Here is a 20,079-nt window from a genome sequence, read left to right on the forward strand (position 1 = left end):
GTCGCCTCTGAAGAATCGGGCCGCAAGCATCACGCTTGCGGCCCGATTTTTGTATGCCGTCACGCGCCTCACGCATGCACGTATATTTACATAAAGCTATGACACTATAACGTTTCGTTTTTACTGTTTGGGAGGAAAAGACAATAGAGATAGAAAGTCGAAACTGTGCCGTTTCTTGGTCGTGCTGTGGCGGGATTCGCCACCTCTGTCGCACTCATCGCATCAGTGCTGGGCACCGGAGCCCACGCCACCCCAACTGACAACACCTACACTGCATCATCCGCACCCGTCTGTGGCGCCGACGCCACCGGACTTCGCGGAGACGTACCGAAAATCGGCAAACGCAACGTTGTCGCCACCGAACACGCTGACGCAGTTGCCATGTGCATTCGTGGCGGAAAAATGCACATGTTCTCCAAAGTCGACTGGGCGCCAACCGACGGCAAATACGAGCACGCACGCGAACCTGCCAACGAACTGCTATTCCACGTCAACGACGCACTCAAGCAAGAAATACCTGCCAAAGGCTTCGAATTTACTCACGCGGCAGGAAAACAGGCATGGATGATCCCACAGAACCAGAACCACGAAGGGCTCTGGGCAGGGTGGAACACGCAAGACATCGCTGAAAAGGATGTCAAAGGTGGCAAGGTCACCATGCGACTGAACCAGAAGAAGTCCCAAGCACCAAAGGGCGCTCACGTCGAGGTATTCCAGACCGGATGGTCGGGCTCGAACCGAATCTTCTCACTCACCGACCCCAAGCACTCCAGCTACGAGCAGATCGCTAACGCTCACGTTCACGCTAACTGGGTTTTCACCCACCCAGGTGTCTACCGTCTGGTCTTTGAATCCAGTGCAGTAGTCAATGGCAAACGCGTCACAGGCGAGCAAGAATACGTCTTCGTCGTAGGTGATCTGAACAAGGCCGAACTTGAAGACCTTGACAAGCCTAAGCCTGCGCCACAACCCACAACACAAACACCAAAACCAGCTCCCACCTCGGGACCAACGACAGCACCTTCAGCGCCTGCCACTGATAAGCCAGCCCCCTCACCAAGTGGCAAACCTGGACAGCCGGCACCAGAACAGCCGAGCGTCACAGTCGAAGCGCGAGCTGACAAAGATCAGTACGAGGCCGGTGACACCGCGGTCCTCAGCGCCACAGTAAACGGTGGCGATGAAAACGGACTTGTGTCATGGGAACGCAAAGCACCCGGTTCAGAAAACTGGGAGCCCGTTGAAGCGGCACAAGGAAAAGAACTCCGGATCGAAAACCTCGAAGCTACTGACTCGGGCACCTTATTCCGTGCCGTATATGCCGGGGAAACGCGGTCGAACGAAGTTGAACTGAAGGTGGGAGCAGGCGAACCTGAAGCCCCTGAGGGCCCACAGGAACCAGAGCCATCTACCTCGGAAGCCCCATCCGACGAGGACAACTCTGAGTACGACTTCACACTCACCACGACCTTGGACCAAGACGAATACGTCGAAGGCCAAGATGCACGCGCAGAAGCCACCTACAGCCAAACCTCTGATAACGGCGGACAGCCACTTAAGGTCGCCGGAAAACTGGTGTGGGAAACCCGCGCGTCGGAGTCTGAAAAGTGGATGGAATACAAGGACGGTAAGAAGGCAGTGTCCTCGCGCCAGATCATCATTCCGTCCGTGACCAAAGAGTTCGACGGCGTTCAGTTTCGCGCTGTTCACACCTCAGGTGACGAACGCGTCGAGTCCAAACCGGTCACTTTAACGGTGGACTCAAAGGACGACGCTGACGGGAACGGCGGGAGCGCCAACGCTGGTCAAAGCGGTGGCACAGGTGCCAACCACAACTCTGCGCCAGCCCAGGCCCCCGTGGTGTGCGAACCAACCGGTGCTTCTGGTGCCACTGGCCAGGGTACTGACGCCAGTGGGCAAAGCAACTCCGGTACAAGCCAAGGAAACAACGGCAGTACAGGCGGCGGAGGCGGCCAGCAGGCTCCTGCAGGTCAGCGTGTTCGCGTGACTGACGGTCACTTCGACTTTGGTGCCCGCCTCAACGGGAAGCGCGCAACAGCGGAAGTGAAAGACGACCGTACCTCGCCACCCGTGTGGCGCAACCCGTCAGACGTGATGTTCGTTCTGGGGGACGCGTCGAAGAAGAAGGTCCCAGCCGAATTCGGATTCTTGGGCAAGCCCGGTTCAGACATTTATATGATCGGTCAAACCCAGGAGTCACAAGTTCCATGGTTGGGGTGGAACACGCAGGACGAGCAACTCGTCAATAACGCCACGAAAGTCACCATGCGACTCGATTCGCTCAACGGTCCCGGCAAACTCAACGTCTTCGTGGGTGGCGGTGGCCTAGGTGGCGGAAGCGTGAAACACGTGTTCCGTAACGCCGGGGACTCCTACGACATTCCTCTGCGCACACACGAACACGGCAACTGGGTGTTCTCGGCCCCCGGTAATTACACTGCGACTCTGACGTTCACCGTGAAACTCAAGGACGGGTCCACCAGCCAGGCCACCGGAACCCTGAACTTCGAAGTGGGCCAGTCTGCGAAGGCCGGGGCCGGAAACATCACCCCAACTGGCCAGTCGGCACCCGATCAGAACGCTGACGCACAGTCCGGCGACCAGCAAGCCGACCAGCAGGGCGACTCACAGCAGGGCGGCCAGCCAGCTGACCAGCAGGGCGACCAGAGCACCTCGGACCAGGCAACTGCTGACGCCAACGGCGGTGACTCAACCGCTCCCGTCAGCAACGCTGATGCTGGCAACATGGAAAACTGTGCTCACCCATCCCTGCCGCGGACAGGTGTTTCCGGAATCTCCGCCGGTCTGATCGGTGGTGGTCTGCTCGTAGGGATCGGAATCGTTGCCGTAGTTTCGCAACGTCGTCGCCGTTCATGATCAGGCGTACGTTCCTCGCGGTCAGCGCTGTCCTTGTGACGGTGCTGGCCGCCGGGTGTCAGGGGAGTGCGTACACCCACCGGAACGCTGACCAGCTTCAGGTGGTTGCCACGACCGGCATCATCGCAGACCTCGTGAAGAACGTCGCAGGTGATGCGGCGAACGTGGTTCCGTTGGTACCTGCCAACGCGGACCCGCACTCCTACGAACCCACCCTGCGCGATGTCCGCAACATCGTGTATTCCGACGTTGCCTTCTCCAACTACGTCATGCTGGAAGAACACAAACTCATCAAAACCCTGGACGCGAACATTCCACCGGACGCGCCCAACATTGGGCTCGCGGAAGGCGCTACCAAGTATTCCGCGCGCGTCATCCCTTTGGTCGAGGACGTGACTCTTGACACCGTGTGGCTGGGCTTGCGCGTTTCAGGTGCCGGCAGTGAGTTGGGTGCTGACCGTTCCAGTGAGGTACGGATGAAAATGACCGAGGTCGTTGCCCCTTCCGGGGGCACCGTCCACGGGTTTCTCACGCAGGCGTTAGGGCAGAACACCCTGTACTTTGACAGTTCAGACGGTACTGGGGACTCTGACGTGGCGACACTGCCGGTCAACGCACACACCCACTTAAGCTGGGCGTTTTCCAAACCCGGAGTGTACAAGGTCACGTTCGAAACACACCTCGCCACCGACCCAGAACACGAAACCTACATCGGAAAGGGTACGTACACCTTCGCCGTTGGGGTCGACCCTCACTCCGACCCACAGCTGAAAAACAAACGCATCATCGACGAAGGCCACGCGGACCTCACCACCGATCTCGACACCAAACGCCTCACCGTGTTTGCCGACTCGGAAAAGGAAACCAGCTCCGACCTCGGCGAAAGCTCATACGAACGCAACGTTGCCGGCCACGACAGTCTGAACCCAGACGACACCGTCATTTCTGTGACCAACAAAGCGTGGCAGGAAATCCCACGCGGTTCGAAGTTCTTAGGCGAACCAGGCTCGTCCACGTACCTGTTGCCCCAAGCGGTTCTAGGGAAGCACGTACACGGCGAAATGGACCCGCACCTGTGGCACGACGTGAGCAACGCAATCGCCTACGTCAAACTCATCCGTGACACGCTTGCCCACGCCGACCCAGACAACGCGGGCACATACGAGGCGAACGCCAAGCGTTACGTGGACAGGCTGGACGCACTGGACGGCGAAGTACGCGACACCCTTGCGTCTATTCCCAAAGACAAACGCCACCTTATTACCACGCATGACGCGTTCGCGTACCTCGGCGCGGCATACGACGTGTACATCGCCGGGTTCGTCACGCCAAACCCCGCTGTTGAACCCAGCGTCACTGATCGAATTCGGCTCGCCGACACCATTCGGAACCTTAAAGTCCCAGCGGTCTTCGTTGAACCGCAATTGGGTAGGTCGCTCACTCTCAGAACAGTTGCGGATGAAGCGAACGTGAGCGTGTGCGACATCTACTCGGACGCGTTTGACTCCCGCGTCACTACTTATGAAGAACTCATGCGGTTCAACGCACAATCATTGAAAGGATGCCTGACATGAAAGCGATTCGACTGACAGCGATCGCATGCACGCTACTGGCTGTAGGGGTAGTAAGCCCCGTTGCGACAACCGTTTCCTCTACCGTCACAGCGACCGCGGCGCATGCCACGGGGAGCCAACCTTCAGGCAACGGTGCTGAAGACGAAGAAGAAAAGCTCAAACAGAACGTCTCCGATTCTGAAGAACTCAGCGAGGACCATGCGACGATCGACGCCGGTCACGTGGACATTGGCCCACGCCTCACCGACGGCAAGACTGAACTCGTGGCTCGCGACGACACGGCTAACCCACCCGTGTGGCGACACCTGGACAAAACCGTGCTCAAAGTCGTTGATCAGGGCGGCAAGATTCAGATGCCAGACGACGAACAGTACTCGTTCATTCCAGCCAACGCGGGCGATGACGTGTGGGTGATCCCGCAGGTCGAACAACCCGGTGTCGTATGGCTCGGCTGGAACACGCAGAACCCCAGCTTCGTCAACGAAGTAGACGGCAACGTCACCTTGTCTCTACGCGGAGTGCAAGGCCCCGGAGACCTGGTCGTGTACCTGCAAAACGGCGGATTTGGTGCCCCGCAAATCGTGTGGGACGACCAGCAGCGCGACGCCTCGGTGGACCTCAACACTCACACGCACGCCAACTGGGTATTCACCAAGCCGGGGGAGTATTTGGTGAAGATGTCCGTGAGCGCGAAAACCACCTCGGGCGAAAAGCTAGAAGACACCCAAACCATCCGCCTTGCCGTGGGAGACCAAGCTGACGTAGACAAAGCCGCCAGCATGCAGTGGGAGGGCTCAGACGACGCTTCTAACGAATCCGGGCAGAAAGAAAACTCGGAAGACAACAAAGCCGCCGGGAAGTCGGACGGCAACTCTGCGCTGCCACTGATCGCAGGGGGAGTGGGCGGCGTTTTCCTCATCGCCGTCATCTCGGTCGCAGTCATGTCAGCGAACGCACGCAAGCGCAAGAAGGCCGCAGGGATGGACGAGTGAGCGCACACGACACGACCACCGTTTTAGACGTCCGCGACCTGTGTACAAAACTGGGCGGGCGGTCGGTTCTTGAGAACCTCAACCTGGAGATCGCCGCGGGCAGCTTCGTAGGTCTCGTGGGTCCCAACGGGGCTGGAAAGACCACACTGTTGCGCTCCATCCTGGGGCTCATACCTTCCCGCGGGAAGGTGACTTTGCAGGCCGAGGTGGGTGTTGGGTACGTGCCCCAAAAGCACGAGTTTGCGTGGGACTTCCCGATTTCGGTTGAAGACACCGTGCTGACCGGTAAGCGCTTCAAGCTGTGGCAACGCCCCACCGTCGAGGATTACAAAGCGGTCAATAACGCGCTCAAGCAAGTACATCTTTCAGAGGTCAAGGACCGTCCCGTTGCCGAATTGTCCGGGGGACAAAAGCAACGTGTTTTGGTGGCTCGCGCACTTGTCTCGCATCCGCAGTTGCTGGTGCTCGACGAACCCTTCACCGGCGTTGACGTGCCCACCCAGGAACTGCTCACTGATCTGTTTATCTCCCTTGCAAAGGAAGGCACCGTGGTGCTCATGGCCACTCACGATCTGGTGGCGGCCATGCACACGTGTACACACATTGCGATGCTCAAAGGCAACATCCGAGCGTACGACTCACCACACAACCTGACCGACCCGCAACTGTGGTGCGATGTGTTCAGCCTCAAACCGCAGTCACCTCTGCTGACTGCACTGGGGGTGAGCGCATGAGCGTGTTCGACTTCTTCGCAGACCTCACCAACCCGCTTCTGGTATTCCTGCCCAAGGCACTCATGGTCGCCACGATGGCGAGCATTCTGTGCGGTGTCGTAGGTTGCTTCGTGGTGTTGCGTGGCATGAGCTTTATTGGTGACGCGGTGGCTCACTCGGTATTTCCGGGTCTTGCAGTCGCGTTCGTGGTAGGCGGAAACCTGGTCGTGGGTGGCGCGATCGCCGGTGTTGTGACGGCACTTTTGGTAGCGATTTTTTCCCAGTTCCGCAGGCTCAAAGAAGACTCGGTCATTGGTGTGTTCTTCGTGGCGGCGTTCGCGTTGGGAATCGTCATCATTTCGCAGTCGCCCGGCTATGCGGGGTCGCTGACGGACTTTTTGTTCGGGTCGATCACAGGTATCCCCACATCAGACGTGTACGTTGTGGCTATCACCGCTTGTGTCGTGATCGCGGTGCTCATGGTCTTCTTGCGTGACCTTGTCACGGTGAGCATCGACCGTGAATATGCGCGGGCGTTGGGGCTCCGCGTCTTCTGGTTGGACATCGTCCTCTACATTGCGGTGACTCTGGCAATCGTTGTCTCGATCAGGACCATTGGAAACATTCTGGTGCTGTCGTTGCTCATCACCCCGGCGGCGACCGCGCGACTTCTCACCGACAAACTCTCCACCATGATGTTCCTCGCACCCGCGCTGGGCGCAGTGTCGGCGTTCATTGGACTCTATATTTCCTGGACCGCTGACTTCCCCGTGGGCGGAACGATCGTCCTGGTGCTCACCAGTTTCTTCCTACTTGCGTGGTTGTTTGCTCCACGGCACGGGATGGTGGCGCGTCTGTGAAGTGTCGATTCTGGGGAGCGGTCTGTGCTGTGGTGGTGCTGGTATTTGTGCCGCACGTGACACCTCAACCGGTGTATGCCAGTGAGATTTTCGAAGCGCGTGGGGACACACTCACGCTCGATACACGCGAGTGGAAGAGCACGGGGCCCGTGACTCTGAGCGTGCCTGCCGGCACGAAAGTCGCTGATAGCTCTGACGATGCTGAACCCGCGGGTGGCACCGAGCCTCGCACCATCTCAGACGAAGTGACCTTCGACGGGGAACACTTACCGTTTGCGGTACAGACCAAGCCGTCGAAACCGGTGAGTGTGCAAGTGAAGGCCACTCCTGGGACGTACTGTCTGAGCATCCACGCGCACTCGCTTGGCAAGAAAGAGCCTCGGCAACACACCCAAACCATCCGGGTCGAATCCACCGACGGCACCACCACAATCGACACCGACCCCGCAGACTGCCCAAACGACCTCGACGAGAAACACCGCATCAAACCGCCTGAGCTGGGACCCAAACAGCACACAATCAAGGCGGAAAACACCTCGGCGGGGTACGTTGCCCACGCCGACTTCGACGCACGCGGAATGGACGGACGCGTGCGCATGGCGTTCCGGCACGACGGCCACGGAACCATGGGCGTCATCAACCCCAATCGCTCTCAAGGCGGGAACATCGCGACGCGTGGGGACACGTTCGCCTACGATATTTCGGCCCCCACGATCGAGCCCCTGCACCTGACGTTCTCGGAGCCGGGAACGCACTGCGTCGCCTACTCCATGTACGGAGATAACGCCAAGAAACCGGCGCGCAACGGGATGCTGACGGTCACCGCAAAAGGGGCCGAGGTGACTGACGACCGGGCTGCGGACGGCCGGGCGGAAGATGGGGCGACTAGTGATGGGGCGACGGACTCACAGTGTGCGCCCACAACCCCGGTCCCTCGGAACCCAGCCGAAAGCCCCTCCGATTCGCACGACACGTCGACCGACGACAAAGGCACGGACAACGCAGAGGAAACAGGCCCCGGCCAGGAGGGTGACACCTCGGGCAATATGCCTGGCCATTACGGCGCCGCGCCGGGCGTGACCGTGCCCACTCCCGCCGCGCTGCCTTTCCAACCGGTTGCGGCCAATGTGTGCGCACCGGCAGGCGAGGGACAAATGGTTGACGTCACGCACGGGCAGGTGCTCATCAATCCCACCCAGGTCAAAGTGAACGGGGCAGAACGCGCACCCTCAACCGTGAACGTCACCGTGCCAGATTCAGCGCGGACCGCATTCACTCCTTCAACAACTCAGGACAAAGAGTTCGCCACCCCCGGATCCCAAGTATGGGCAACTGGTGGTGCGAACGCGCCCGCCGTGGGATGGAGCGCAAACGACCTGGATCCGGCACTCGTGAAGTCCATGCAGGTGACGCTCACGCGCGTGAGCGGACCGGGAAACGTCATCATTCAGCAAAAAGACGCGCTAGGGAAGAACACCAAGAACCTTCGTCAAGGTTCGCAGTCGACCGTCACGCCTGGGCAGTTCAGCACCCCCACCTTCATGTTTAACCAACCCGGCGCGTATGACGTGGAGTTTGAAACGCTGACTCGTGAGGTTCACGGACACGAACGCCGGGCCACTGTTGTTCTCCGGTTCAACGTGGGCAAAAAACTGCCAGCTCAGGTGGTCGGCTCGCCCTTAGGCGCGCTCATTGGTCACTGCCAAGCGGCCTCAATCACCGGGGACATTGTGCAAGCCAACCCACCTGCGGATCCCCCTCAAGCTGCCCCAGTAACGCCCGAGGTCGAAGGTCCGTCGAACTGGTGGTGGGGAGTCGTTGGGGCGGCGGTCTTGTGTAGCATTGCGCTGGCGATCCTTGCCGCCAGCGTGTGGGTCAGAGGGGACTCGTAATGCACAGTGAAGACAAGCGTTACGCCAGTAGCCTGCAGGACACTGCCGAAATCCCCAAGGTCCCTACGCAGCCCACAGGCACTACGCAACCCAAGGTCACAGCGAAACCCAAAGGCACTACGAAGGTGGTAACGACCTCGGCGGGGGTATCCCGGTGGTGGGCAATCCCGCTCATGGCGATGTCGATTGCGTTGGTGGTACTGGCCGGGCTGCTGTTTGTGAACCTCCGTACGGACGGGGCGGCCAGCGAGGCCGAGGAAGTCGTGGAGATTCCAGCGCCCGTTGCGCCCTCCATGCCTGCCGTTGACCCGGTGACGGGCGGGGTTGCCGTCGATAACCCGTGGTTGCGAGAGACGAGCGAAAGGTCGGGGATCCCGCAACGTGTTCTGCAGGCGTATGTCGCGGCAACGGTGTGGGCTGCCCAGCGCAGTCCGCAGTGTGGGTTGTCGTGGAATACGTTGGCTGGAATCGGCAAGATCGAGACCGATCACGGACGCTACAAGGGCGCCCGCGTCGATGACTCCGGCGAGGTCACGCCGCACCTCTTTGGGGTTCAGCTGCGTGGTGATGGGACGGCGCATATTCGCGACACAGACGGCGGGCAACTCGACGGCGACCGGACACACGACCGCGCTGTGGGCCCAATGCAGTTCATTCCAACCACATGGAACCAGTTTGCTGTGGACGGTAACGGCGACGGTGAGAAAGACCCGCACAACATTGACGATGCGACAGCGTCCGCAGCTGCTTTTCTGTGTGCGAACAACCGGAACCTGACCGACGTGAACGGGTACACGGACGCGATCAAGGCATACAACCCGTCGGATCAATACGTGCGCGACGTGGCAAATGAAGCGCAACGCATTGCCCAAGTTGTGGGTCAGGCTGCGCAAAGCGAGCAAAACGGCGCAATATAATGCGTAGTCTCGTTCGCTTTGCGCCGTTTGTTAAGGCCGTTTGGCTGATGGAGCCCGAGGTGTCGGTAGGGTAAGGGGCATGAGAAGCCCGCTACGACCTCGGGAAGGGATCAGCGCAACCCGGTTGCGCGCACCTGGCGGCAATCAGACGCACTCCCGCCAACACGAACCGGTTCCCGCGACCGTCCGCGACTGGTTGTTAGCCGATTTCCCCGATTCGCGTGAGGAGCTCGACTACATCACCGATCCCCACGGAGGCGGGCTCGTAGACGAAAATGGCCGACCGGTCACCCTGGAGACACCTGTGACCCCGGGCGGCTTCTACTTCTTCCACCGGATCGTGCCACCAGAAGCGCGCGTGCCGTTCGACGTGACCGTGGTGCATGAAGACGAACACCTGTTGGTCGTGGACAAACCACACTTCCTGGCGTCGACTCCCAACGGGCGATTCGTGCGTGAATGCGTGGTCACTCGGTTGCGAGTAGACCGTGGCGAACCAGACTTAGTGGCCATTCACCGGCTTGACCGTGTGACAGCCGGGCTGCTTGTTCTTTCGCGCAACCCAGACACGCGAGGGGCATATCAGCGACTCTTTCAAGACCGAAAAGTGGACAAAACCTATGAGGCCTTAGCGGTTCTTCCGGGCGACTTTGACCCGTCTGCATTTCCACTCGAGTGCGAGTCGCGGATCGAAAAAGACAAAGGCACACGTGGTGTTAAAGAAGTCGACGGGCCCATCAACGCGCGTTCTCGTATCGAGTTTTCACACGTGGTGGGTACGTATGAGGGTGATCCGGTTGGCCGGTTTGTGCTCACGCCGCACACGGGCAAAACTCATCAGTTGCGCATTCACATGTTAGGCGCAGGCGTGCCGATCCTGGGTGATCCCGTGTACCCGCACGACCTGGACCAGGACCCGTACGACTTTTCGCACCCCCTGCGTTTGTGTGCCGTTGGACTTGGGTTTCGGGACCCGCTCAGTGGCGAGGAACGCCGGTTTGCATCCGGGATCCAGTTAAGCGTGTGAGCGTTCGGTTACAGCATTCCTCCCACCATGCCGGTGAAGTAGGGGACCAGCCAAATACCCCACACCAGAAGCGAAAACTTGTGGAACACCGCACGTGCACGGTCTGAACCTTTGCACATGACGTAAAGCGCCCACACAAAGTGGATGGCCATGAGTAGTAGCGCCAGCGCTCCGGTGACCGCCATGATGAGACCCAAGATTTGAGCGGCTTCGCCACCGTAGGTAATAGCGTCAGACTGTGCGATTCGTCGCATGAACTCGGTTCCAGTTGCGTCACACACTAAACCCAGGCCAAACAGTGCCGCATGCGGCCACGTGAGGACCTTTTTCTTGTGTTCTGCCCACACGCCCATGGTGTAGAACACCAGAGCCGCGGTGATGAAGGCAATAGCAAAAAACAACATAACCCCAGTGTGTGAAAACTAGCGCTTACCCACATCGCCCACCGGGTTGGTTATCCCATCAACCAAATGGTTGAGTCATCTGTTTATAAACTCACACCCTTAACGTGGGGAGGGCTGGGTGAAAGCGTTAGGATTGCCTGTATCGGCAGGACGAAGGGGAGGACTCCAATGAGCGAAGTTGAACAGCATTTCCGCGAAGCAGAAAACCCATTTTCACTTACTGGTTTGACCTACGACGACGTACTGTTGCTCCCCGGAGACACCGATGTCATCCCATCTGAAGCGTCGACCCGCACCCGGTTGACACGCGAACTCGACATCAACATCCCCCTGATTTCTGCTGCCATGGACACGGTGACTGAAAGCCGGATGGCCATTGCCATGGCACGCATCGGTGGAATTGGAATCATCCACCGCAACTTGAGCAAAGAAGACCAGGCCGCGCAGGTCGACTATGTGAAGCGCTCCGAATCGGGCATGATCACCGACCCCGTGACCATCACTGCCGACAAGACCCTGCAAGAACTCGACGAAATGTGCGGCCAGTACCGCATCTCGGGCTTGCCGGTCGTGGACGACAACGACGTGCTCGTCGGAATCATCACCAACCGTGACCTGCGTTTTGTCCCACGAGCAGAGTTCGCCACCAAAACGGTTGGCGAAGTCATGACAAAATCTCCTCTGATCACAGCGCCTGTGGGTGTGAGCTCAGAGGAAGCCTTTGAACTTCTGGCTGAACACAAGATTGAGAAACTGCCGCTCGTTGACGGCAACAATGTGATCCGTGGTCTCATCACGGTGAAAGACTTCGTCAAGAGCGAAGAGTACCCCCTGGCGTCCAAAGACTCCGAAGGTCGCTTGCTTGTTGGTGCAGCCGTTGGTTTCTACGGTGACGCTTTAGAGCGTGCTGGCCTCCTTGCTGAAGCGGGAGTTGACGTGCTTGTGGTTGACACGGCGAACGGCCACGCACGTGGTGTCACCGACATGATCAAGACCCTCAAAAAAGACCCGGCTTTCTCTCACGTCCAAGTCATTGGTGGAAACGTCGCCACCCGCGAAGGCGCCCAAGCGCTCATCGACGCAGGTGCTGACGCCATCAAGGTGGGCGTTGGGCCAGGGTCAATCTGCACCACTCGAATCGTCGCTGGTGTGGGTGTCCCACAGGTCACCGCGATTCACTTGGCCTACCAGGCTGCACGCGAAGCTGGCATTCCAGTGATCGGAGACGGTGGTCTCCAGTACTCCGGTGACATCGGAAAAGCCCTTGTTGCAGGTGCGGACTCAGTGATGCTGGGTAGCCTTTTGGCTGGATGTAAAGAAGCTCCCGGTGAATTGCTCTTGGTCAACGGTAAGCAGTACAAGACATACCGTGGCATGGGCTCTTTGGGTGCCATGGCGCCACGCAAGGGCCGCTCGTACTCCAAGGACCGCTACTTCCAGGCCGATGTCGCCACCGACACCGACCTCATCCCAGAAGGTGTCGAAGGCCGGGTCGCCTACCGTGGTGAACTCAAGAACGTTGCCTACCAGCTCACGGGTGGACTGCGTCAAACCATGTTCTACGTGGGAGCGCGCACCATCCCTGAACTCAAAGCGCAAGGACGTTTTGTGCGCCTGACGGCTGCGGGACTGAAAGAAAGCCACCCACACGACATTCAAATGACGGTGGAAGCGCCTAACTACCAGTCGCGCTAAAGACGGTTAGCAAAACTCACACAGCACATGTACAGTGTGATGCAGACTCGGGGTGCCGCTAAAGGCTGAGATCATACCCGTGAACCTGTTTGGTTAAGACCTGCGAAGGGAAGTCAGCATGACATCTGTATCTGAAAGCCGTACCGGAAACGCTCCAGAATTCACTCCTGCGTTTCTCACTCACATGCGTGAACTCACGCCCCTGGTGCAATGCATCACCAACACCGTGGTGCAAGAAGTTGCCGCGAACATTCTGCTCGCATCCGGCGCCTCGCCGGCCATGGTTGACCACGAAGCTGACGCAGCCGCATTCGCCAAGGTCGCCAATGGTGTGTCTGTGAACTTTGGGACCCCCAGCTCGCACACGTACTTGTCCATTGACGCTGCCGTGCAACAGCGCACCGAGGACGGAACCACCTGGGTGTTAGACCCGGTTGGTCTGGGAGTGGCTCCGTTCCGAACCGCCCGGGTTTTCCGGGCTTTAAGCGAACGCCCAACCGTGGTGCGCGGAAACGCCTCAGAGGTGGCGGGACTCGCCGGAATGGGTCAGGGTGCCCGAGGTATCGAAGCAGTTGACGACGTCGAATCGGCTTTGCCTGCCGCGAGTAAGATCAGCAACGAATACGGTTCTGTTGTCGCGATCTCTGGCCCCACCGACGCGATCGTCACCGCAATCGACGGCACCACCTATGTCAGCCACGTAGAAGGTGGATCCGCCTACATGCCACTCGTCGTTGGAACCGGTTGCTCCCTGGGCGCGCTCGTAGCAGGGTACGCAGGAACAGCCCACCACCTCCTCGGCGAATCAGCTACCACGGAAGAAAAACTCACCCGCTACCACCAAGCCACCGTGACCGCGCACGCACACTTCGCGGCAGCCGGTCTGCGCGCACACGAACTGGCAGACGGGCCAGGTAGCTTCAAAGTCCACTTCCTCGACCAGCTCCACGCAGTTACCGAAACTGATCTGAGCGAAATCAACGTGACCACGGAGGAACTGTGACCAACCCGCGTTTGAGCGACATCGACGCGTCCCTGTACTTCATCACCGACACCAAAATGTGCGAACAGGCGGGACGCACGGTGGCGCAAACGGTTGAGCTTGCAGTAGCCGGAGGCGCCGGAATCGTGCAAGTGCGCGACAAGCACGCCACCGACGACACGTTCGCTCAACTCACGTTGGGCGTTCTCGAAGCCGTCGAGAACGCCCGGAGCGCTTACAACATCACGCGCCCCGTGCCTGTTTTTGTAAACGACCGCGTCGACGTCGCAGCCAGCCTCATCAACGACGGCCACGACATCCACGTCCACGTGGGACAAGACGACACGAGCGTGCCACGTGTCCGCGAACTCATCGGCAACACGCCACTGATAGGCCTGTCAGCCAACACTCCGGAAGAAATTGAAGTCGCCCGCACGCACGGCGACTTCGGAAACGGGGGAGTGGACCTTCTGGGCGTGGGTCCCGTTTGGGACACCGCAACCAAAGAAGGCGCCCCAGCTGGACTCGGAATCGACACGCTCAAGAACCTCACAGCCACCTCGGCGATTCCTGTCTTTGCCATTGGCGGAATCAACGCGGAACGGGCAGCGCAACTCAAGGACACCTCGGTCGCGGGAGTGTGCGTGGTATCAGCAATCTGCCTTGCCACAGACCCACAAGCCGAAGCGCAAAAAATCTACGACGCATTTCGCAACTGACCCTTGTGGGGGAACCCAAACCAACCACCCCACACGATAAGGAGATCGACATGTCACGACCCCCTGTCGCGTTGAGTATCGCGGGAACCGACCCCTCCGGTGGAGCAGGTGTCCATGCCGACTTAAAAACCTTCACGGCCCTGCGCGCATACGGAACTTCGGTGATTACCGCGCTGGTCGCCCAAAACACGCACGGAGTCTCCCGCGTGTACGGGATTGACACCGACTTCGTGTCTGACCAGTTTGACTCGGTGCTGACGGACATGCCCGTGGACGCGACCAAAACTGGGATGCTGGGCACGCGGCAGCTCGTGGAAATGGTTGCAGAACGCGCCGGCCGAGGTGGTCTGGGCTTCCTGGTCGTTGACCCTGTCATGGTGGCCACCTCCGGGCACCGCCTGCTCGAAGAAGACGCCGTGGATGCCGTGCGCACGCTTATGGTGCCCGCCGCCCATGTCATCACGCCCAACCTTCCTGAGGCCGCGCTTCTCTTAGGTGACGACGTTGAACCCGCCCACGACCTCGACACCATGCGCTACCAGGCACGCGAACTGATCGAACGTGGCGCTCGCGGTGTGCTCGTGAAAGGCGGTCACGGCGAAGGTGATGAAGTCCTCGACGTGCTGGCGCTCAACGACGGCACCGACGTCACCCTCACCGAATACCGCCACCAGCGCATCACCACCCCCAACACCCACGGAACCGGGTGCACGCTCTCGGCTGCGATCACCGCGCTCGCTGCCCGGCAGGCGTTGGAAGGAACCCTGGATGTTCCCGAGGTCGTCGGGACGGCCCTTGACTACCTCGCCCGCGCGTTGGAATCCGGCAAAGACTGGACACTGTCGCTCGACCTCCACGGGGCCCACGGCCCCGTCGACCACATGGTCACCATCCCAACGCCGTGAAGCTCCACCCATAGCCCTCTCCAACCCACCCCACTGAAAGGAACACTCATGACTGCGACGACCTCGGCCGCCGAAATTGGTAGTGAACTACGTAACCTTTACGTTGCCGGCCCCCACACGCAAGCCCTGTGGGACTCCTGCGACGACATCATCACCGCAACCGAAAACCTCACGTACCTGCAGGAACTCGCAGCCGGTGACCTGGACGCACGCGCGTTCACCAACTACCTCATCCAGGACGAAATCTACCTAGACGGGTACGCACGCACCATGCTTCTGCTGGGGCACCGAGCCCATAACAATGACGACATGCGGTTCTGGGCGACCTCGGCGGGAACCGCCGTTGCAGTAGAAAACGAAATGCACGAAGCCCTGCTGGCGTCCGATGAATTCTCACACCACATTGCCGAACTCAACGACGAAAACGGCAAACCAGTCGCTTCACCTACAACCTTGGGATACGTGTCATTCCTCATGGCAACAGCCACGACCGAACCGTACGAGGTGGGTGTGGCCGGCGTTCTCCCATGCTTCTGGGTATACGCCCACGTGGGCAAGGTGCTGACCCGTTTGGTAGGCGACGGAATGGCCACGCACCCGTACAAGCAGTGGATCGAAGAATACGACTCAGAAGACTTCGACGCTGGCACACGTGAGGCTGTCAAGATTCTGGAACGCGAACTGGAAAACGCGCGCCCCGCAGAACGCGAAAAGATGGAAAAAACCTTCCGTCAGGCGTGCATGTACGAACTGCACTTCTGGGCGTCCGCACGTGTTGTGGAACGTTTTGAACTGGTGAAGTAATAGTTCGCTAGAACCCCTCACTTTGCGTTGAGTTGCGCATACCATGAGTGCAACGCAGATTTGCCAGGTCAGGAGGGTTCATGAAAATCACCGGTGCGGTCTTACGCGAAATGCGTGCGCAACGCCCCTACGCGCAGTCCCGTCCCATCGACATCACGACAGTGGAACTGGACGAACCCGGCCCTCACGAAGTACTCATCCGAATGACCGCAGCCGGGCTGTGCCACTCTGACCTGTCAGTGGTGGACGGCAACCGACCTCGGCCCCTTCCCATGCTTCTTGGGCACGAAGGCGCCGGGGTCGTCGAAAAGGTGGGCGAAGACGTCACCGAATTTACCCCCGGAGATCACGTGGTGACGGTGTTCTTGCCACGGTGCGGGCAGTGTGCCAACTGTGCGACCGACGGCAAGCTTCCGTGTACTCCGGGGACCGCGTCGAACAATGCGGGCGTATTGTCGTTTGACGGGGAGATCCGCCGGCTCAGCGAATCCGGTGACAGCACCGACCAGCGGGCTGGGCGACCCGGCGAACCCATCAACCACCACTTAGGCGTGAGTGTGTTCGCCACCCACGCTGTTGTCAATGCCGCGTCCATCGTCAAGGTGGGGTCCGACGTCCCGCCCCAGATCGCAGCGCCCCTCGGTTGCGCGGTTCTCACCGGGGGAGGCGCCGTGCTGAACGCGGGCAAACCTGCTCCCGGCGACGACATCATGGTCGTTGGCCTGGGCGGTGTGGGCATGGCGGCCCTGCTCACCGCGTTGAGTGTGGGGACCGGCGAGGTGATCGGCGTAGACGCCAACCCGGAAAAGTTGGAGCGTGCCCGTAAGTTGGGTGCGTCCCAGGTGTACACCCCCGCCGAGGTGGCAGAAGCTGGCGTGAAAGCCCCCGTTGTGATCGAAGCAGCGGGGCACCCGAAAGCGTTTGAGACCGCGTATTCAGCCACAGCCGTGGGCGGAACCACGGTAACCGTGGGACTGCCTGCTCCGGATGCGATTTCTCAGATTCACCCGTTGACCTTAACCGCTGAAGCCCGCACCGTTGTGGGCTCGTATTTAGGGTCCGCGGTGCCATCGCGTGACATTCCTCAGTACGAACAGATGTGGCGCGAAGGGAAACTGCCTGTTGAAGAACTGGTTTCTGGAATCGTGCGCCTGGACGACATCAACGCCGCCATGGACACGCTTGCAGACGGTAAGGCTGTTCGACAGGTGGTTCTCTTTGACTGACCGTGCGATACCCTTAAAGGGTGAGTAACGAAGTTGAAATTGGTCGCGGTAAGCGGGGGCGTCGCTCCTATTCTCTTGACGACGTAGCGGTGATTCCCGCTCGACGAACTCGTGACCCTCAAGACGTTTCGCTGGCATGGCAGATTGACGCCTACCACTTTGAACTCCCGTTCATTGGCGCACCCATGGATTCGGTTGTCTCACCGGCAACGGCGATTGCATTGGGCAAGTTCGGCGGGCTGGGTGTGTTGGACCTGGAAGGCTTGTGGACTCGCTACGAAGACCCACAGCCGTACCTGGACGAAATCGCATCGCTTCCAGAAGACCAGGCGACCGTGCGCATGCAAGAAATCTATTCTGAACCGGTCAAGGCTGAGCTCATTACGGCGCGGCTAAAAGAGATTCGTGAAGCAGGCGTGACAGTTGCTGGGGCGCTTACTCCGCAACGCACGCAAGAGTTTTGGAAGACCGTGGTCGAAGCTGGAGTTGACCTTTTTGTGATTCGCGGGACCACGGTCTCAGCGGAACACGTCTCAAGCGAAGCTGAACCGCTCAACCTCAAACGCTTCATTTACGAACTCGACGTTCCGGTCATTGTTGGTGGTGCTGCCACCTACACGGCAAGTCTGCACCTCATGCGTACCGGAGCTGCCGGTGTTCTCGTTGGTTTTGGTGGCGGTGCCGCATCAACTACCCGCCGTACTTTGGGAATTCACGTTCCCATGGCTACCGCGATTGCCGATGTTCACGCAGCTCGCCGAGACTACATGGACGAATCGGGTGGGCGCTATGTCCACGTGATTGCTGACGGTGGTTTGGGCACATCGGGTGACATTGTTAAGGCATTTGCGATGGGTGCCGACGCCGTGATGCTCGGTTCTACCTTGTCGAGGGCAGAAGAAGCTCCGGGACAAGGTTTCCACTGGGGAGCCGAAGCTCACCACCCGCACTTGCCGCGTGGTCGGCGGGTAGAGATGGGAACCGTTGCGCCACTTGAGCAGCTACTTTTTGGACCCGGCCACTCCGCAGTGGGCGAGGTCAACCTGGCTGGCGCACTGCGGCGGTCCATGGCGACCACCGGGTACTTGGACCTCAAGGAGTTCCAGCGCGTCGACGTGACGGTCGCTCCGTACGTTTAAGAGGGTTTATAAGGGAACTGTCACTGTATGTTGCGTTTGGCTTTCACGCCCAGATGGATCGGGAGGTTTGTTCTTGTTCTTGCTTTAGCAACTGCTTTTGTCTTCCTGTCCATGTGGCAGGTAGACCGCGCGCAACACAAGAACGATGTGCAAACCAGTGCGTACGCCGATGACAAAACCCCGCTGAATGAGGTTGTTTCGGCTCAAGTTCCCATGCCCTCGCGTGACACCGACCGTCTGGTAGAAGTCAGTGGATCCTATGTTCCTGAAGCCACAGTGCTCGTTGAAGGGCGTCACCAGAACGGGCAAGCTGGCTTCTGGGTTGTCACCATGTTCACCGTTGATAACGCGCAACTGGGAGGCGGGCTCAGCGGAGATAAACCCGTTGCGATCCCTGTTGTCCGTGGGTTTACCGCTGATGAGGCGACCGCGCGTAACTCGCAGGCTCCGTCAGGCACACACACGCTCGTTGCTCGGATTGGTCCCACCGAAGCCCCCGAACCCTCTGTGGGTGTGAAGGTCGTAACCACGGTTTCTACCGCGCAGCTCGTGAATTATTTTGACGTTTATTCGTATGGCGCCATGCTGTTTCCGGAACCGGATCAGCGTGCTCAAGCCTCAGGGCCCGAACTCGAACACGTGACGTTCCATGCGCAAGAATCCGGTGGCTTGGATGTGCAATCAGCCTTCTACGCAGTGGAATGGCTAGTGTTTGCTGGATTCGCGTTTTATATTTGGTGGCGACTCTTGCGCGACGAATACCGCAGGCAAACAAAAGACGAGCACCAGCACTTCATTGTTGTAAAAAAGCCAGGCCAAAAGAACCTGGGCAACTAGCGCTTCGCTAGCTATTGGAGAGGACATACCGTGCAGGATCCGCAAGACCAGCGACCCGAGTTTGACGAACACGCGCATGACCCGGAAACCGTATTTACGGTCTCACGTTACACCTCGGCACGTAATGCGGAACGTTTTTACCGTGTCATGGCCCTCATCACGGGGACCATGCTGATGATTCTGACGCTTGAAATGATCTACAAGTACATCATTACCCCGCTCATGGGTGGTGATCCTTCAACCGCACTCCTCATTGGAAACTTCAACTTAGGAGCCGCGATCGCGATCTGCCACGGGTGGTGCTACGTGGTGTACTTGGTGGCGAGCTGGTGGCTGAACTCCTCTATGAAGTGGTCGCTACGCCGGATGCTCGTGTTGGCTCTTGCCGGTGTTGTTCCCGTCATGTCGTTTATCTGGGAACGCAAGGTACACCATGAGGTAGAACGGCGTTTAGACGAAGCTGTTGTCATTGCGCCAGCAGATTAAATTCTCCCC

General features: G+C 59.2%; 18 protein-coding genes. 17 read left to right on the forward strand and 1 reads right to left on the reverse strand.

Annotated elements, in window-relative coordinates:
- The first annotated feature begins 165 nt into the window (after window positions 1-165).
- The 8 genes from QP868_RS01515 to QP868_RS01550 all read left to right on the forward strand — a co-directional run bounded on the left by QP868_RS01515 (window position 166) and on the right by QP868_RS01550 (window position 10,873).
- A complete protein-coding gene (locus QP868_RS01515) occupies window positions 166-2,898 on the forward strand; it encodes a choice-of-anchor M domain-containing protein (protein ID WP_284924789.1) in 2,733 nt (910 codons plus the stop codon).
- Window positions 2,895-4,472 (forward strand): anchored repeat ABC transporter, substrate-binding protein, encoded by a 1,578-nt coding sequence (locus QP868_RS01520; RefSeq protein WP_284924790.1) that lies wholly within the window; start codon window positions 2,895-2,897, stop codon window positions 4,470-4,472. The genes QP868_RS01515 and QP868_RS01520 overlap by 4 nt, the downstream gene beginning before the upstream one ends.
- Window positions 4,469-5,464: a choice-of-anchor M domain-containing protein gene (locus QP868_RS01525; RefSeq protein ID WP_284924792.1), complete on the forward strand. Its 996-nt coding sequence runs from the start codon at window positions 4,469-4,471 to the stop codon at window positions 5,462-5,464. Before QP868_RS01520 ends, QP868_RS01525 begins: the two co-directional genes overlap by 4 nt.
- Window positions 5,461-6,198 carry an anchored repeat-type ABC transporter ATP-binding subunit gene (locus QP868_RS01530; protein ID WP_284924793.1) on the forward strand — a complete coding sequence of 246 codons (738 nt, stop codon included), beginning with the start codon at window positions 5,461-5,463 and terminating at the stop codon, window positions 6,196-6,198. Before QP868_RS01525 ends, QP868_RS01530 begins: the two co-directional genes overlap by 4 nt.
- Window positions 6,195-7,037 carry an anchored repeat-type ABC transporter permease subunit gene (locus QP868_RS01535; protein WP_204514833.1) on the forward strand — a complete coding sequence of 281 codons (843 nt, stop codon included), beginning with the start codon at window positions 6,195-6,197 and terminating at the stop codon, window positions 7,035-7,037. The genes QP868_RS01530 and QP868_RS01535 overlap by 4 nt, the downstream gene beginning before the upstream one ends.
- 35 nt (window positions 7,038-7,072) lie before the next feature.
- Complete coding sequence (locus QP868_RS01540; RefSeq protein WP_284924794.1) at window positions 7,073-8,929, forward strand: hypothetical protein; 1,857 nt, start codon at window positions 7,073-7,075, stop codon at window positions 8,927-8,929.
- The gene (locus tag QP868_RS01545; RefSeq protein WP_284924795.1) at window positions 8,929-9,846 is read left to right on the forward strand and encodes a lytic transglycosylase domain-containing protein; all 918 of its coding nucleotides are present in this window, start codon (window positions 8,929-8,931) and stop codon (window positions 9,844-9,846) included. Before QP868_RS01540 ends, QP868_RS01545 begins: the two co-directional genes overlap by 1 nt.
- Before the next feature lie 79 nt (window positions 9,847-9,925).
- Window positions 9,926-10,873 carry a pseudouridine synthase gene (locus tag QP868_RS01550; protein WP_284924797.1) on the forward strand — a complete coding sequence of 316 codons (948 nt, stop codon included), beginning with the start codon at window positions 9,926-9,928 and terminating at the stop codon, window positions 10,871-10,873.
- 8 nt (window positions 10,874-10,881) lie between these two features.
- Here the strand turns inward: QP868_RS01550 and QP868_RS01555 are convergent, their stop codons facing one another.
- Window positions 10,882-11,277, reverse strand: a complete 396-nt coding sequence (locus QP868_RS01555; RefSeq protein WP_284924798.1) for an HsmA family protein — start codon at window positions 11,275-11,277, stop codon at window positions 10,882-10,884.
- Window positions 11,278-11,445: 168 nt separating this feature from the next.
- On the opposite strand from QP868_RS01555, the gene guaB reads away from it, so the two are divergent.
- From guaB to QP868_RS01600, 9 genes are all read left to right on the forward strand, one after another.
- Window positions 11,446-12,972, forward strand: a complete 1,527-nt coding sequence (gene guaB / locus QP868_RS01560; protein ID WP_284924799.1) for an IMP dehydrogenase — start codon at window positions 11,446-11,448, stop codon at window positions 12,970-12,972.
- Between the two features lie 118 nt (window positions 12,973-13,090).
- A complete protein-coding gene (gene thiM, locus QP868_RS01565; protein ID WP_284924801.1) occupies window positions 13,091-13,975 on the forward strand; it encodes a hydroxyethylthiazole kinase in 885 nt (294 codons plus the stop codon).
- Window positions 13,972-14,673, forward strand: coding sequence for a thiamine phosphate synthase (gene thiE, locus QP868_RS01570; RefSeq protein ID WP_284924802.1), 702 nt, complete (start codon window positions 13,972-13,974; stop codon window positions 14,671-14,673). The genes thiM and thiE overlap by 4 nt, the downstream gene beginning before the upstream one ends.
- Before the next feature lie 50 nt (window positions 14,674-14,723).
- Entirely contained in the window at window positions 14,724-15,578 is an 855-nt protein-coding gene (thiD, locus tag QP868_RS01575; RefSeq protein WP_284924804.1) for a bifunctional hydroxymethylpyrimidine kinase/phosphomethylpyrimidine kinase, read from the forward strand.
- Window positions 15,579-15,626: 48 nt separating this feature from the next.
- A complete protein-coding gene (locus tag QP868_RS01580; RefSeq protein ID WP_284924805.1) occupies window positions 15,627-16,382 on the forward strand; it encodes a TenA family protein in 756 nt (251 codons plus the stop codon).
- A gap of 80 nt (window positions 16,383-16,462) precedes the next feature.
- Window positions 16,463-17,608: an alcohol dehydrogenase catalytic domain-containing protein gene (locus QP868_RS01585; RefSeq protein WP_284924807.1), complete on the forward strand. Its 1,146-nt coding sequence runs from the start codon at window positions 16,463-16,465 to the stop codon at window positions 17,606-17,608.
- A 20-nt stretch (window positions 17,609-17,628) separates the two neighbouring features.
- A complete protein-coding gene (locus QP868_RS01590) occupies window positions 17,629-18,747 on the forward strand; it encodes a GuaB3 family IMP dehydrogenase-related protein (RefSeq protein WP_005883089.1) in 1,119 nt (372 codons plus the stop codon).
- Window positions 18,748-18,774: 27 nt separating this feature from the next.
- Window positions 18,775-19,584: an SURF1 family protein gene (locus tag QP868_RS01595; RefSeq protein WP_284924809.1), complete on the forward strand. Its 810-nt coding sequence runs from the start codon at window positions 18,775-18,777 to the stop codon at window positions 19,582-19,584.
- Between the two features lie 30 nt (window positions 19,585-19,614).
- Complete coding sequence (locus QP868_RS01600; protein ID WP_284924811.1) at window positions 19,615-20,070, forward strand: DUF3817 domain-containing protein; 456 nt, start codon at window positions 19,615-19,617, stop codon at window positions 20,068-20,070.
- Window positions 20,071-20,079 lie beyond the last annotated feature (9 nt).

This window comes from Brevibacterium sp. UMB1308A (genome assembly GCF_030230605.1).
Taxonomy (GTDB): Bacteria; Actinomycetota; Actinomycetes; order Actinomycetales; family Brevibacteriaceae; genus Brevibacterium.

Excerpts from the sequence above, each read along its gene's own strand:
- thiM (WP_284924801.1), top strand. The coding sequence starts at position 13,091 with ATGACATCTGTATCTGAAAGCCGTACCGGAAACGCTCCAGAATTCACT.
- QP868_RS01525 (WP_284924792.1), top strand. The coding sequence starts at position 4,469 with ATGAAAGCGATTCGACTGACAGCGATCGCATGCACGCTACTGGCTGTA.
- QP868_RS01535 (WP_204514833.1), top strand. The coding sequence starts at position 6,195 with ATGAGCGTGTTCGACTTCTTCGCAGACCTCACCAACCCGCTTCTGGTA.
- QP868_RS01545 (WP_284924795.1), top strand. The coding sequence starts at position 8,929 with ATGCACAGTGAAGACAAGCGTTACGCCAGTAGCCTGCAGGACACTGCC.
- thiD (WP_284924804.1), top strand. The coding sequence starts at position 14,724 with ATGTCACGACCCCCTGTCGCGTTGAGTATCGCGGGAACCGACCCCTCC.
- guaB (WP_284924799.1), top strand. The coding sequence starts at position 11,446 with ATGAGCGAAGTTGAACAGCATTTCCGCGAAGCAGAAAACCCATTTTCA.
- QP868_RS01520 (WP_284924790.1), top strand. The coding sequence starts at position 2,895 with ATGATCAGGCGTACGTTCCTCGCGGTCAGCGCTGTCCTTGTGACGGTG.
- QP868_RS01580 (WP_284924805.1), top strand. The coding sequence starts at position 15,627 with ATGACTGCGACGACCTCGGCCGCCGAAATTGGTAGTGAACTACGTAAC.
- QP868_RS01585 (WP_284924807.1), top strand. The coding sequence starts at position 16,463 with ATGAAAATCACCGGTGCGGTCTTACGCGAAATGCGTGCGCAACGCCCC.
- QP868_RS01555 (WP_284924798.1), bottom strand. The coding sequence starts at position 11,277 with ATGTTGTTTTTTGCTATTGCCTTCATCACCGCGGCTCTGGTGTTCTAC.
- QP868_RS01550 (WP_284924797.1), top strand. The coding sequence starts at position 9,926 with ATGAGAAGCCCGCTACGACCTCGGGAAGGGATCAGCGCAACCCGGTTG.
- QP868_RS01595 (WP_284924809.1), top strand. The coding sequence starts at position 18,775 with ATGTTGCGTTTGGCTTTCACGCCCAGATGGATCGGGAGGTTTGTTCTT.